The sequence below is a fragment of the Brevundimonas sp. GCM10030266 genome, assembly GCF_042666595.1.
Taxonomy (GTDB): Bacteria; Pseudomonadota; Alphaproteobacteria; order Caulobacterales; family Caulobacteraceae; genus Brevundimonas.
Genome location: NZ_JBHTCY010000006.1, coordinates 117,636 through 130,967, shown reverse-complemented (window position 1 = coordinate 130,967; position 13,332 = coordinate 117,636). Strand labels below are relative to the sequence as shown.

11 protein-coding genes are annotated in these 13,332 nt (G+C 69.2%); 7 read left to right on the top strand and 4 right to left on the bottom strand.

Annotation, left to right across the window (positions count from 1 at the left end):
- Window positions 1-31: 31 nt before the first annotated feature.
- The gene (locus ACFQQC_RS17870; RefSeq protein WP_376863899.1) at window positions 32-1,069 is read left to right on the top strand and encodes an NAD(P)/FAD-dependent oxidoreductase; all 1,038 of its coding nucleotides are present in this window, start codon (window positions 32-34) and stop codon (window positions 1,067-1,069) included.
- Here the strand turns inward: ACFQQC_RS17870 and ACFQQC_RS17865 are convergent.
- Window positions 1,038-1,784 (bottom strand): TonB family protein, encoded by a 747-nt coding sequence (locus ACFQQC_RS17865; RefSeq protein WP_376863898.1) that lies wholly within the window; start codon window positions 1,782-1,784, stop codon window positions 1,038-1,040. The two genes, ACFQQC_RS17870 and ACFQQC_RS17865, sit on opposite strands and share 32 nt — an antisense overlap.
- A gap of 168 nt (window positions 1,785-1,952) precedes the next feature.
- On the opposite strand from ACFQQC_RS17865, the gene ACFQQC_RS17860 reads away from it, so the two are divergent.
- Both ACFQQC_RS17860 and ACFQQC_RS17855 read left to right on the top strand, forming a co-directional pair.
- Window positions 1,953-2,759 carry a transglycosylase SLT domain-containing protein gene (locus tag ACFQQC_RS17860; RefSeq protein WP_376863897.1) on the top strand — a complete coding sequence of 269 codons (807 nt, stop codon included), beginning with the start codon at window positions 1,953-1,955 and terminating at the stop codon, window positions 2,757-2,759.
- Window positions 2,760-2,837: 78 nt separating this feature from the next.
- Window positions 2,838-3,980, top strand: coding sequence for a DUF2336 domain-containing protein (locus ACFQQC_RS17855; RefSeq protein ID WP_376863896.1), 1,143 nt, complete (start codon window positions 2,838-2,840; stop codon window positions 3,978-3,980).
- Window positions 3,981-4,046: 66 nt separating this feature from the next.
- Here ACFQQC_RS17855 and ACFQQC_RS17850 read toward each other — a convergent pair whose 3' ends face one another.
- The 3 genes from ACFQQC_RS17850 to ACFQQC_RS17840 all read right to left on the bottom strand — a co-directional run bounded on the left by ACFQQC_RS17850 (window position 4,047) and on the right by ACFQQC_RS17840 (window position 6,557).
- Window positions 4,047-4,523 carry an Hpt domain-containing protein gene (locus tag ACFQQC_RS17850; protein ID WP_376863895.1) on the bottom strand — a complete coding sequence of 159 codons (477 nt, stop codon included), beginning with the start codon at window positions 4,521-4,523 and terminating at the stop codon, window positions 4,047-4,049.
- An 80-nt stretch (window positions 4,524-4,603) separates the two neighbouring features.
- A complete protein-coding gene (locus tag ACFQQC_RS17845) occupies window positions 4,604-5,386 on the bottom strand; it encodes an NAD kinase (protein WP_376863894.1) in 783 nt (260 codons plus the stop codon).
- Window positions 5,387-5,417: 31 nt separating this feature from the next.
- Window positions 5,418-6,557 carry a DUF2336 domain-containing protein gene (locus tag ACFQQC_RS17840; RefSeq protein ID WP_376863893.1) on the bottom strand — a complete coding sequence of 380 codons (1,140 nt, stop codon included), beginning with the start codon at window positions 6,555-6,557 and terminating at the stop codon, window positions 5,418-5,420.
- A gap of 159 nt (window positions 6,558-6,716) precedes the next feature.
- On the opposite strand from ACFQQC_RS17840, the gene ACFQQC_RS17835 reads away from it, so the two are divergent.
- The 4 genes from ACFQQC_RS17835 to ACFQQC_RS17820 all read left to right on the top strand — a co-directional run bounded on the left by ACFQQC_RS17835 (window position 6,717) and on the right by ACFQQC_RS17820 (window position 12,749).
- Window positions 6,717-7,481 carry a class II aldolase/adducin family protein gene (locus ACFQQC_RS17835; RefSeq protein ID WP_376863892.1) on the top strand — a complete coding sequence of 255 codons (765 nt, stop codon included), beginning with the start codon at window positions 6,717-6,719 and terminating at the stop codon, window positions 7,479-7,481.
- On the top strand, window positions 7,478-8,260 hold the full coding sequence (locus ACFQQC_RS17830) for a hypothetical protein (protein ID WP_376863891.1): 783 nt from the start codon (window positions 7,478-7,480) through the stop codon (window positions 8,258-8,260). The genes ACFQQC_RS17835 and ACFQQC_RS17830 overlap by 4 nt, the downstream gene beginning before the upstream one ends.
- Window positions 8,261-8,385: 125 nt before the next feature.
- Window positions 8,386-9,519: an efflux RND transporter periplasmic adaptor subunit gene (locus ACFQQC_RS17825; RefSeq protein WP_376863890.1), complete on the top strand. Its 1,134-nt coding sequence runs from the start codon at window positions 8,386-8,388 to the stop codon at window positions 9,517-9,519.
- Window positions 9,519-12,749: an efflux RND transporter permease subunit gene (locus ACFQQC_RS17820; protein ID WP_376863963.1), complete on the top strand. Its 3,231-nt coding sequence runs from the start codon at window positions 9,519-9,521 to the stop codon at window positions 12,747-12,749. Before ACFQQC_RS17825 ends, ACFQQC_RS17820 begins: the two co-directional genes overlap by 1 nt.
- The last annotated feature ends 583 nt before the right edge of the window (window positions 12,750-13,332 follow it).

The window sequence follows — 13,332 nt, the reverse complement described above, 5'->3', positions numbered from 1 at the left end:
AAAGAGGCGCGGCGGGTCGATTTGAGCCGCCGTGTCTTCTTCCCCGGATGTGATTGTCATCGGCGCGGGGGTGCTGGGTCTGTCCAGCGCCGCCGAACTGGCTGCGCGCGGCCATGCGGTGACCGTGCTGGATCCGGGCGGCCCCAACGCCTCTTCGGCGGCGGCGGGGATGATCGCGCCGGCGATGGAGAGCCTGATCGACGGCCTGTCGCTGGATCATGCGGCCCTGCTGAAGCGCGGGCGCGACCTGTGGCCCGCCTTCGCCAGCGCCTTTGGCCTGACGCTGTATCTGGACGGCGCTGAGTGGCGAGGGACCGACCCTGACGGCGCAGTCGCCCGCCTTCACGCCCTCGGCTTCGCCGCTGAACGGGCGGGGGAGGCGCTGTTCACCCCGGATGATTGGCGCATCGAGGCCCGGATCGCCCTGGACCAGCTGTCCGACGTTTCCGGCGTCAGCCGGATCGAAGCCACCGTCGCGCGCCTGTCGAACGACGGCGACGGCTGGACGATGACCGCCCGGGACGGGCGCCGCTGGTCCGCGCCTTCGGTGGTGCTGGCGACCGGAGCGGCGACGGCGCTGGAGGGGCTGCCGGAGCCCGTGGCGGCGCTGGTCAACGCCATCGAGCCGATCCGCGGGCAACTGACGCCCGTGACCTGTGTGGCGCCGGGCCGGGTGATCCGCGGGCCGGGCGGCTATGCGACCCCCACGGCGGACGGCGTGCTGTGCGGCGCCACCATGCAGTCGGGTGAGCGGGAGCCGGTGGCGGATCCGGACATCACGGCCAGGCAGATCGCCAACGGCCTGTCCCTGACCGGCGCGCAAGGGCAGGCGGGCGAGCCGCGCGTCGGCATTCGCGGCGCCTCGCCGGACGGCCTGCCGATCGCCGGACCCTCAGGAACGCCGGGCCTGCATCTGGCCCTGGCCCCGCGCCGCAACGGCTGGCTGCTGGGGCCGATGGTCGGCGGCATCGTCGCCGACGGACTTGAGGGCCGCGCGCCTCGGGCGGACGCGGCGGCCCTCTCGCCCCTGCGGGTCTTTATTCAGCCGGCGGCACGAAGCGCAGGTTGATGGAGACCCGCGACCCTTCCGCGGCGCCGTCGACGGTGCGCGGATTGATCTGGAAGTAGCGCGACAGCTGCTGGGCGGCGCGGCCGAAACCGTTTCCGGCGGGGCTCTCGCCCGTCACGTTGCAGCCCGAGACCCGACCGTTCGCCTCGACCATGCAGTTCAGCGACGCCGAACCGGCCAGGCCCCGGTCCAGCGCGCGCGGCGGATAGGCCCGCATCATCTGATCGCCGTTCGGCTGGCTGATCCAGCTGGGATCCCGAATCACGCGGGCCGCCGGGGGATTGGGCTGGGGCGTGTCCGCCGGCGGCGCCACATCCACAGGTTTGTCGACCGGTTGCGAGATGCTGATGGTCGGGCCGGTGGTCGGCGTAGCGTCCGGATTGCGCACGGCATGGATCACGTCCGTGGGCGTGGTCGGCAGCGGAGTGTCGTTCACCGGCGGGTTCGGCGCGGCGGGTTTCTGCTCCACCGGCTTGGGCTCGATCGGCTCCGGCCGATGCAGCTCGATCACCGTGCCGGTGATCGGCGGTTCGCTCTGCGTGATCGGCTGGGGCATCTCAAAACGCTGATAATACAGCGCTATGCCGACCCCGACGTGGGCCATGGCGACGATGCCGATGGCGATCCAGCTGGAGCGTGACAGCCCCGGGCTCTTGCGTTCGTGGAAGTCGAGGGGGCTCACCAGTCCGGGGCCGCCTGCGGTTCTGATCATCATGGCCTTCATCCCTGTCTTGCTGCCCCCGCAGCTTTCCCTGACGGAAATGGAGCGCTGCCGTTGGGGCGGGTTTGCGGCGAGGATCAGGCGGGATTTGGCGCTTCGCAGAACGTGGCTTTTCAGTCACGTTAAGGCCTCGTTAACCAGAGTTCACCAGCATTAACGATTATGACCATCAGGGCGATTCCATCGTCAGGCGGGGTAGAGGCGGCCATCCGGCGTGCGTCCAGCGCAACGGGTGTGGACGCCGACTTCCTCGTGCGCACCGCCCGGCGGGAAAGCGCGATGAACCCGAATGCGCGGGCGTCGACCTCGTCCGCCTCGGGTCTGTTTCAGTTCATCGAGCAGACCTGGCTGGCGACGGTGAAGCAGCACGGCGCCAAGCATGGCTACGGCCAGTACGCCGACCTGATCTATCGCGGCTCGGACGGGCGCTGGCGGGTCGAGGGCTCGGCGCGCAATGTGGTGCTCGACCTGCGCTTTGATCCGCAGGCAGCCTCGACCATGGCGGCGGAGCTGACCGCCCAGAACGCCGCCTATCTGCGCGGCCGGACAGGGCGTGAACCGGGCGCCGGCGACCTCTACGCCGCCCACTTCCTCGGTCCGGCGGGCGCGGCCCAGCTGATGGAGGCGATGGATCGCCGTCCGGGCTCCAGCGCGGCCTCGATCTTCCCCGAGGCGGCGGCGGCGAACCGCTCGATCTTCTACCGCAACGGCCGTCCGGCGACGGTGGCCGAGGTCCACGCCAATCTGCAGCGTTCGGCGGGCGAGGGCTCCCCGGCCTCGGGCGCGGGCAGCAATGATATCCAGTCCGCGGCGCCGCCGCTGTCCGAGCGCGACCAGATGCTGGCCGCCCGGCTGGATCGCCTGAAGCAGGATCAAAGCCTGCTGGCCCTGCTGCTGGGCCAGGACGGGGAGGGCAAGGGCGGCGGCTTCGGCGGCGCCTTCGGAACCGGAAGCCGATCAGACATCTGAGGCCGAATCCGGTCATGGTGAACCGCCCGTTAACGATGGTCGGACGATGGTGGTCCGAAGCCAGACCTTGAGCGTTCCATGACCACCTTCCGCGCCCGTCTCACCGAGATCGACATCCGCCGTCTGATCAAGGCGGACGATGAAGACGAACGCGCCGCCGCCGCCCACAAGCTGTGCCGCAGCATGGACCGGGCCGAGCTGGACGAGGAAGATCGCGCCGCCGCCCACAAGATCCTGCGCCTGCTGGCCAATGACGCCGCCGAACTGGTGCGCCGGGCCATGGCGGTGACGCTGAAATCCTCGGACCTGATCCCGCGCGACGTGGCCCGCCGTCTGGCCGCCGACGTCGACAGCGTGGCTCTGCCGATGATCCATTTCTCGCCGGCCTTCTCGGACGAGGATCTGATCGAGATCGTCCAGGCCGGGTCGGCCCTGCGTCAGACCGCCGTCGCCGGACGCCCGCGCGTCAGCCGTGACGTCGCCGACGCCGTGGCCGAGGTCGGGGCCGAGACCGCCGTCCGCGCACTGGCCGCCAACGACAACGCCGACATCGCCGAGGCCGCCCTGGGCCGCTGCGTCGATCGCTTCGGCGATGCGCCCGAGATCGTCGCGGCCCTGGCCTATCGTCAGGCCCTGCCGCTGTCCGTCACCGAGCGGCTGGTCGAACTGGCCTCGGACGCGGTGCGCGAGCATCTGGTGACCCGCCACGCCGTGGCGCCCGAGACGGCCATCCGTCTGGCGTCCTTCGCGCGCGAGCGGGCGACGGTCGATCTGGTCGATCAGGCCTCCAGCCACGCCGACCTGACCCAGTTCGTGGCCGGCCTGAACGCCCGCCGGGCCCTGACCGGCTCCCTGCTGCTGCGGGCGCTGGCGCGCGGCCAGATGGGCCTGTTCGAGCATGGACTGGCCGAGCTGGCCGGGACACCGCACCAGCGCGCCTGGCTGATGATCCACGACGCCGGTCCGCTGGGCCTCAAGGCCATCTACGACCGCGCCGGCCTGCCGCCGCGCCTGTTCCAGGCCTTCCGCGCCGGGGTCGACACCTGGCGCAATCTTCAGGCCGAGGGCGTGGACACCACGGACGACGCCTTCCGCCAGCAGATGCTGGAGCGCTTCCTGACCCAGCGCCCGAACGCCCCGCGTGAGGATCTGGCCTATCTGATGGAGCGCCTCGATCAGGCGCCCGCCGCCCCGCGCGGCGTTGGCAGCGTCGCCGCCTGATCGCCGCACAGCAAAACGCCCGCCGGTGAGGGCGGGCGTTTCAATCTCTTGGATCCGAAACTGGGATCAGGCGAAGTGCTGGGCCACCTTGGCTTCCAGCGTTTCGGCCAGGATCTTGCCGGTCGGGTGGTCGTCGGTCTGGATCTGGTCGCGGACCACGGCCTTGATGGCGTCGATGTGGGCGTCGATCAGCATCAGCGGCGCGGCCATGCGCTTGGCCGGATCGTCCATCATCTTGCACAGCGAGGCGGCCAGACGGGTGACCAGCGGATACTGGTAGGTGGTGCCCAGGCCCTTCAGGTCGTGGGCGCGGAAATACAGGGTCTCGGCGGTCTGGGCGTTATAGCCCTGGGCGCGGATGTCCGACTGGGCCTTGTCCAGCTTGACGATCTCGTCCTTCAGCCACTGGCCGAATTGGGCCGACATGGCCTTCAGGGCTTCCTCGGCCTTGGCGATGGCGTTGGCGTCGATGCCGCCGAACGCGCCGCCGACCTTCATGCGAAGGGTGTTGGGCGGACGAATGACCTGGGCTGAATTGCTCACCGGGCGCTCCCGTAACTGACTGACGGTCAAGGTCGCACAAACGACCTTAAGAAGCCGTGCACGGTCTGAATTTCAGGCGATCAGGACGCGAACTGCTCGGCCAGGACACGCTCCTCGAACGAGCGCCCGGCGTCGAACAGCATGGTCAGGGCGATGTCCCGCCGCTCGCGCACATCGACCTTGACCACTCGCCGGACCTCGAAATTGTCGGCGGTGGCGCTGACCGGGCGTTTGTCGGCCTCGAGAATCTCGAAACAGACCTTCGCCTGATGTGGCAGCAGGGCGCCGCGCCAGCGCCGGGGCCGGAAGGCGCTGATCGGGGTCAGGGCCAGGACGCGGGAATCCAGCGGGATGATCGGGCCGTGGGCCGACAGGTTGTAGGCGGTCGATCCCGCCGCCGTGGCCACCAGACAGCCGTCGCAGGACAGCTCCTCCAGCCGCACCCGGTCGTCGACGCTGATCCGTACCTTGGCGCTCTGACGCGTCTGGCGCAGCAGGGACACCTCGTTGATGGCCAGTCCGCTGTGGACCTGTCCGCTTTCGGTCCAGGCGTCCATCTGCAGTGGGTGGATGACGGCGCGCCCGGCGTCCGACAGCCGCTCCAGCAGGCCCTCTTCCTCATAGTCGTTCATCAGGAAGCCGACAGAGCCCCGGTTCATCCCGAACACCGGGGTGCGGCGCTCCATGACCGTGTGCAGGGTCTCCAGCATGAAGCCGTCGCCGCCGAGCGCCACGATGACATCCGCCTCGCTTTCCGGCGCGGCGCCGTAGCGGGCGATCAGGCGGTCACGGGCCTCGATCGCCTCGGGACGATCCGAGGCGGTGAAGGCGATGCGCAGGACGGGTTCGGAAGGCGGGCTCACCGGGCTACGCAAGCCGAGCGGGACGGTGAAGTCAAACGGCGATGCGTTGGTCGGGCGTGTCCGGCTCGACCAGGGCGCGGAAGGCGCGGGCCGCCGAGGCCGGCGACAGGGCGCCGCGCTGCCAGATGGCCTGGCCCTGATCGCCCGGCAGGCCGCGGTTCAGCTTGCGCACTTCGGCCAGCAGGGTGGGGAAGACCGCCCGGTCGATGCCGACCGAGGCGCAGGCGTAGTAGAAGGCTTCCGGCGTCGACGAATTCAGCGCCTGCTGGACCTGCTTCACCGTGAACCCGCCCAGCGCCGACAGGCTGTGGATGACGAGGCTGTAGCGCTTTTCGCGGGCGGCGCGGATCAGGATTGAGGGTTTCAGCTGGCCGGCGGCCTGCAGCTTGGCGACGAGACGGCGCTCCATCTCCTCCCGCTCGGGCGTGTCCTCGAGGATTTCGTCGAGCCGCTTCTTCATCACGCCCTCGACGGCGTCATAGACGGCCGAGCCCAGCTTGCTCTCATCGACCTGGAAGCGGGTGGCGATCGACTCGCGCAGGGCGGCGCCGACCCACTGGTACATCTGTTCGGCCAGGGCCTTGTCGAGCCCCGGATGGCGCAGCAGCGGCCCGCGCAGGGCGGCGACGCGGCGAGACTGTTCGACCAGACGGCGGAAGCCGTCGCCGCTGATCTGGGCGGTGCGATTGGTGGCCAGCGCGGCCATGACGGCGGGCACGCCGCGTTCGATCACGGCGTCGGAGACGCGGCCGCTCAGCTGCGGGCGGCGGGCGACGGCGATCTGGTGGTCCAGCGAGGCCTCGATGAGGATGCGCAGCAGGTCTTCGTCCTGCAGCACCGGGCTGGAGGCCAGGATCGGCGCGGCGATCTCGATCTCGTCCAGCGCCAGCACATTGACCAGGGCCGCGGGCGCCCAGTCCGCGTGGGCGAGGCGCATCGAAAGCGCCTTGCGGATGTCGCGCTCGGCCTGACGGGCCAGCGACAGGAAGATTTCGCCCAGGATGGGGGACAGCTGGCCGTCCGGTGGGCTGGCGTCGCACAAGGCCATGACGCCGAGGAGCAGCCGCTGGCGGGCGTCCGGGCTCTGCTCGCGGGCGAGGGCCAGCAGATCCTGCGCGCGCGGGGCGCGGTCGGGCATCCGGGAGGGATCAAGCTGGACGAGGACGGTCACGAACGTCTCCGGAGCGTCGACGGAATTCGACGCCGTTTACCGTAACGCTCGCTAGCTAAGACGCGGTTAACGGAACCTGAATCTTGACGCAGATCAACGTAAGCGCGAGCGTGCCGGTCCAGAACAGGCCCAACAACAAGCAGGGCAGAGGAAACGATCATGGCTGACGGTGCGATCACGACGATCCGGTCGAAGGTGTCGGAGGCGGAGTGGAAGACGCGCGTCGAACTGGCGGCGCTGTACCGGCTGGTGGCGCTGCACGGGTGGGACGACATGATCTTCACCCACATCTCGGCCCGCGTACCGGGGCCGGAGCATCATTTCCTCATCAATCCCTACGGCTGGTATTTCGAGGAGATCACCGCCTCATCGCTGGTGAAGGTCGATCTGGACGGCAACGTCGTCCAGGAGACCGAGAGCTTCATCAATCCGGCCGGCTTCACCATCCATTCGGCGATCCATGCCGCGCGTGAAGACGCGAAATTCGTCATCCATCTGCACACCGTCGCCGGAGTCGGCGTGGCGGCCCAGAAGGAGGGCCTGCTGCCGATCGGCCAGAATGCCTGCCTGCTGCAGCATCAGGTCGCCTATCACGGTTATGAAGGGCTGGCCCTGAACCATGACGAGCGCGAGCGGCTGGTGGCGGACCTTGGCGACAAGCCGCTGATGCTGCTGCGCAATCACGGCACCCTGGCCGTCGGCCAGACGGCGGCGCAGGCCTGGATCGGCATCTTCTTCCTGGAGCGCGCCTGCGCCCAGCAGGTCGCCGCCCTGTCCGGCGGTCGCGAGCATGTGCTGTTCGCGCCGGATGCGGCGCAGGAAGTAACCAAGGAACAGGGCATGGGGGTCGGCGCGATCTCCTCCCTCGCCTGGCCGGGCGCGTTGCGTATGCTCGACAGGAAATTACCTGGCTACGATACGTGAAGCGGGCCGGGGGGCTGCTTCTGACGCTGGCGGCCCTCGCGGTCGCCGCTCCGGCCGCCGCCGGTCCGTGGGTCATGCCCCGGGGCGAAGGGCAGGTGATCGTCAAGTTCGAGGATATGCGCGCCGATCAGGGCTACGATCCTGACGGCGTCCTCCTGCCCCTTCCGGCCGAGCGACGCGACACGACGGTCTCGGTCTTCGCCGAATATGGCCTGACGCGCGACCTGACCCTGCGCCTGAAGGGCGACTGGCAGTCGGGCGAGGACGCCTTTGTCGATTATGAGGGCCGCGGACCGGTCGAGATCGGCCTCAACTGGCAGGTCTGGCGCGATGACCGAACCGTCGTGGCCCTGTACGGCGCGGTCGCCGATGGCGGGGAGGGGCGCAACGCCGGCTATGCCGCCCCGGGCGTCGGCGCGCAGGACTGGGAGGCGCGGATCGCCGTCGGGCGCTCGTTCGGCGAATGGCGCGTGCTCGGCCCGAAGACCACGGGTGGCTTCGCGACCTTCGAGGCGGCGCGCCGGATGCGATCGGGCCTGCCGGACGAAACCCGGCTGGAAGCCACCCTCGGCGCCCATTTCGGCCCCCGCTGGATGGTGCTCAACCAGATCTACGCGGGCCAGACCGACGACGGCGGCGCCCGCTGGGCTTCGCTGGAGAACTCCCTCGTCCGGCATTTCGGCGACTGGAGCGCCCAGCTGGGCTGGCGCACGACCTTGGCCGGGCGTGAAACGCCGGACGCCTCGGGCTTGGTAGTGGGCCTCTGGCGCCGGTTCTGAGCTGCGACATGTCGCCCCGATCCGCCGCGACGGAAATCGAAACCGCCTCCGTTACATGAACTTTAGTTGCGTCGACGGCGGCAGCCGCTAAGTCGGCTCGTCCCTGGATTCGGAGCGTCAGCCGCGTGATCAAGCGTCACTTCTTCCTCATCGCCGCCGCAGCCGTGCTGGGTCTGATGATCGTCGCCCTGGTGCTTCGCATGGCCTTCGCCGACGACGAGAAGGGGGGCGGCCGTGGCCCGGGCGGCGGCGCGCGCGGCCAGGCCGTGTCCCAGGCCGTCGCCGCGCCGCGCGAATTCAGCGACCAGATCCGGGTTCTGGGCGTGGCCCGGGGTCGCCGCTCGGTCAACATCACCTCCTCGACCAGCGAACTGATCACCCGCGTCATGTTCACCGACGGCCAGCGCGTCGCCGCCGGCACGCCGCTGGTCCAGTTGCAGGCACGCGAGGAAGACGCCGCTATCGCCGAGGCCCGGGCCCAGGTGGCCCGTGCCCAGACCATGTACGAGCGCTACAAGACGCTGAACGAGCGCGGCTTCGCCTCGGCGGCCATGCTGGAGCAGTACGAGACCGAGCTGGAATCGGCCCGCGCCTCGCTGGAGGCCTCGCAGGCCCGCGCCGGCGACCGCACCATCCGCGCGCCCTTCGCCGGCGTGCTGGGCCTCAGCACCGTCACGGCCGGCACCCTGGTCAATCCGGGCGCCGTCATCGCCACCCTGGACGACATTGACGTCGTCCGCGTCGATTTCCCGATCCCCGAGCGCTACCTGTCGGTCCTGCGCCCCGGCGTGCCGATCACCGCCACCATCGACGCCTATGGCGACGAGGTCTTCACCGGCCAGATCGCCCTGATCGACACCCGCGTGAACGAGTCCAGCCGGTCGGTCACCGCCCGCGCCGAGATCGCCAACCCTGGCGGCCGCATCCGCCCCGGCATGGCCGTCCGCGTCGCCGTCCAGCAGGGTCAGCGCAGCACCGTCGCCGTGCCCGAGGCCGCCATCCAGTATGAAGGGCAGGGCGCCTTCGTCTATCGCATCGCCAATGGCGAGCGCGGGACCGTCGCCCAGCGCGTCGAGGTCGAGGCCGGCGCCGTCGAGGGCGGCTATGTCGAGATCCTCAGCGGCTTGAACAACGGCGACCGTGTCGTCGGCTCGGGTCTGAACCGCATCCAGCCCAACGCCCCCGTCACCGTCGGCGGTCAGCAAGCGGCCCGTCAGCCCGCCGGTCAGCAGCCCGCCCAGCGGGGCGCCGCCCAATGATGCTGTCCGACGTTTCCGTCCGCCGCCCCGTCATGGCGGCGGTGGCGGCGATCGTGCTCTGCGTGATCGGCGCCGCGGCCTTCTTCTTCCTGCCGGTGCGCGAACTGCCGGACGTCGATCCGCCGATCGTCTCGGTCAACACCAGCTATGCCGGGGCCTCCGCCGAGGTCATCGAAAGCCGGATCACCGAGCCAATCGAGCAGCAGATCGCCGGCATCCAGGGCGTCGAGCGCATCAATTCGACCAGCCGCGACGGCCGCTCCAGCGTCAGCATCGAGTTCTCGCTGGACCGAAATATCGACGACGCCGCCAATGACGTGCGCGACCGCGTCTCGCGCGTGCTGGGCCGCCTGCCGGATCAGGCTGATCCGCCCGAAGTGGCCAAGGCCGACAGCGACAGCCAGCCGATCATCATCCTGTTCCTGCGCTCGACCAGCCTGAACCGGCTGGAGCTGACGGACTACGCCGACCGCTATCTGATCGACCGTCTGGCCACCGTGCCCGGCGCCGCCCAGGTGCAGATCTATGGCGAGCAGCGCTACGCCATGCGGGTCTGGCTGGACCCGGCGGCCATGGCCGCGCGCGGCCTGACCGTCACCGACATCGAAACCGCCCTGACCACCCAGAACGTCGAGCTGCCCGCCGGCGCGCTGGAGTCCGGTGAGAAGAACTACACCGTCCGCGTGGCGCGCAACTACGCCCGCGCCGAGGACTTCCGCCAGCTGCCCATCGGCACGCGCGGCTCGGCCTCCAACGCCGCCGCCTCGAACAACACCAGCGGTCAGGCCTCGAACAGCGCGGGCCTGCCCAGCGGCGCCACGGGGGCTATCCAGGGCCAGGCTGGCTATGTCACCCGTCTGGGCGACGTCGCCCGCGTCGTGGAGGCGCCGGAGGAGGACCGTCGCCTGTTCCGCGGCAACGGGCTGGACCAGATCGGTCTGGCCGTCACCCGTCAGGCCCAGTCCAACGACCTGGCCATCTCCGAGGGCGTGAACCAGATGATCGAGGAGATCCGCCCCAGCCTGCCCGAGGGCACGGAGCTGGTGGTCGGATCGGACAACTCGGTCTTCACCAAGCACGCCATCGATGAGGTCTGGATCACCATCGGCATCTCGATGGCGCTGGTGGCCTTGGTCAACTTCATCTTCCTGGGCAGCCTGCGCGCCGCCCTGATCCCGTCCATCGTGGCGCCGATCTGTCTTCTGGCGACCTTCATCGTGCTGGCCCCGCTGGGCTTCTCGCTGAACCTGCTGACCCTGCTGGCGCTGGTTCTGGCCATCGGTCTGGTCGTCGATGACGCCATCGTCGTGGTCGAGAACATTCAGCGTCGCCTGGACCACGGCGAACCGCCTCTGGTCGCCGCCGAGCGCGGGGCGCGTCAGGTCTTCTTCGCCGTCGTCGCCACCACCATCGTGCTGCTGGCGGTGTTCGCGCCCCTGCTGTTCCTGCCCGGCTACGTCGGTCGTCTGTTCGTCGAGCTGGCGGCGGCCATCGCCGCGGCCGTGGCCTTCTCGGCCTTCCTGGCGCTCAGCCTGTCGCCGATGCTGGCCTCCAAGATCCTGAAGCCGGCCCAGACCGGCGGCTGGCTCGCCCGTCGCGTTGACTGGGCCATGGACCGGCTCAAGACCTCCTACGGCAACTCCCTGTCCGCCCTGCTGGGCGTGCGGGTGGCCCTGATCGGCGTGATCGGCGTCATCCTGCTGGTCGCCGCCGGGGCGGTGGTCATGTTCGCGGTCCTGCCGGACGAACTGGTGCCGCCCGAGGATCGCGGCCGCGTCACCGTGCGTGTGCAGGGCCCCGAGGGCGCCGGCTTCGACTACACCCGCCGCATCATGCTGGGCATGGAGCCGATCCTGGCCGAGTATGCGGAAGGCGGCGAGGTCGAGAGCTATCTGGTTTCCGCGCCCGGTTTCGGCGGCGGCAGCTTCAACTCCGGCAACGCCACCCTGACGCTGAAGGACTGGTCCGAGCGCAGCCGCTCGGCCGACGAGATCGCGCAGGACCTGAACCGCAAGCTGCGCGGCCAGACGGACGCCCAGGTCAACGCCTCGACCCCCGGCGCCTTCCAGCGCGGCGGCGGCAGCTCGAACTCCATCGAGATGGTCGTCACCGGCTCGGAGTATGAGGAAATCTACAACTGGCTGCAGCCGGTTCTGGCCGCGGCGCTGGAAAACCCGAACCTGTCGCGCCCGCGTCTGAACTACGAGCCCAACTCGCCGCGCCTGCTGGTCGATGTCGATCCGGAGAAGGCCGCCGTGCTGGGCGTGTCGTCGCAAGCCATCGGCCGCACGCTGGAGACCATGTTCGGCTCGCGCACCGCGACCACCTATCTGAAGGGTGGGCAGGAGTATGACGTCATCCTGCAGACGGATCGCGAGAACCGTCGCTCGGTCGGAGACCTCGAGGCCCTGTATGTGAATACCGGCTCGGGTCAGCTGGTGCCGCTGTCGTCGGTGGTCACCACCCAGACCTCGGGCGACACCCCGGACCGTCGCCGTCTGGATCGCCAGCGGTCCATCAGCCTCGCGGCGGACCTGGCCCCCGGCTACACCATCACCGATGCGGTCCAGTTCCTGAACGGCGTCGTCGCCGAACAGCCGCAGGGCGTGGGCACGATCCAGTGGGGCGGCGCGGCGCGCGACCAGCAGGAAGCCGGCGGCGCGGTGGTCTGGGCCTTCGCCCTGGCCCTGCTGCTGGTCTTCCTTGTCCTGGCCGCCCAGTTCGAAAGCTGGATCACCCCGGCGGTGATCATGCTGACGGTGCCTCTGGCGGCGGCGGGCGGCCTGTTCGGTCTGGTGATGGCGGGCTCCAGCCTGAACATCTATTCGCAGATCGGCCTGATCATCCTGATCGGGGTGGCGGCCAAGAACGGCATCCTGATCGTCGAGTTCGCCAACCAGCTGCGCGATCAGGGGCGCTCGATCCGGGACGCCATCATCGAATCCTCGACCCTGCGCCTGCGCCCGATCATCATGACCTCCATCGCCACCGCCTTCGGCGCCCTGCCGCTGATGCTGTGGCAGGGAGCGGGCGCCGGCAGCCGTCAGACCATCGGCGTGGTGATCTTCTCGGGCGCCATGTTCGCGACGGTGCTGACGCTGTTCATCGTGCCGGTGATCTACGGCGTCCTGGCGCGCTTCACCAAGTCGCCGGAATACACCGCCCGCAAGATCGAGGAATGGGAAGCCCAGGAAGCCACGGCCAACGACAAGCTGGCGGCGGCGGAGTAGGGCGAAGCCCCATCGCTATCGTCATCCCGGGGGCGCGTCAGCGAACCCCGGGACCCAGCGGCGCCGCGACGGCGGCGAAACACCGGCGCCTCCGGATAGAGTTCGCTGACTGATCAACCGCGCTCCCGACAACTTCGCGCTCTCGCGCGCCGCTGGGTCCCTTCGCCGGGATGATGATAGCATTTGGGGTATGGAGCTGAGCCCGCTGAGCCCGGACGTCAGCGATGTCCGCCATGGGTGGTTAGCGGACATATCCGATGAGATCAGGTATCGTGCCGACTATGATTGCCGCGATTGTCACGATGTTACCCCTCCTTACGTTGGCGCTGACACCGCCCGCCCTGACTATCGATCTACGCATCGAGAATTGGACGGAAACCGGCATCATCGAGGTGGACCTCCGCAATCGGTCCTCCAGTAGCATCTGCGTTTCGGAACGCCTCACCGATGTTAGGTCAATTAGCGTGCGCCGGCGGGCGCGAGAGGTCCCGGGAAACAGCGCCTACCCATTTATTGGTTATAGAGGACCTTCGTGTCGGGCACTGCTGCCGGGAGAGATCGTCACCATCGAAGTCGATGCTAG

Bases quoted from the DNA above. Each gene is read 5' to 3' on its own strand.
- ACFQQC_RS17865 (WP_376863898.1), bottom strand. From the start codon at position 1,784: ATGATGATCAGAACCGCAGGCGGCCCCGGACTGGTGAGCCCCCTCGAC.
- ACFQQC_RS17820 (WP_376863963.1), top strand. From the start codon at position 9,519: ATGCTGTCCGACGTTTCCGTCCGCCGCCCCGTCATGGCGGCGGTGGCG.
- ACFQQC_RS17860 (WP_376863897.1), top strand. From the start codon at position 1,953: ATGACCATCAGGGCGATTCCATCGTCAGGCGGGGTAGAGGCGGCCATC.
- ACFQQC_RS17855 (WP_376863896.1), top strand. From the start codon at position 2,838: ATGACCACCTTCCGCGCCCGTCTCACCGAGATCGACATCCGCCGTCTG.
- ACFQQC_RS17835 (WP_376863892.1), top strand. From the start codon at position 6,717: ATGGCTGACGGTGCGATCACGACGATCCGGTCGAAGGTGTCGGAGGCG.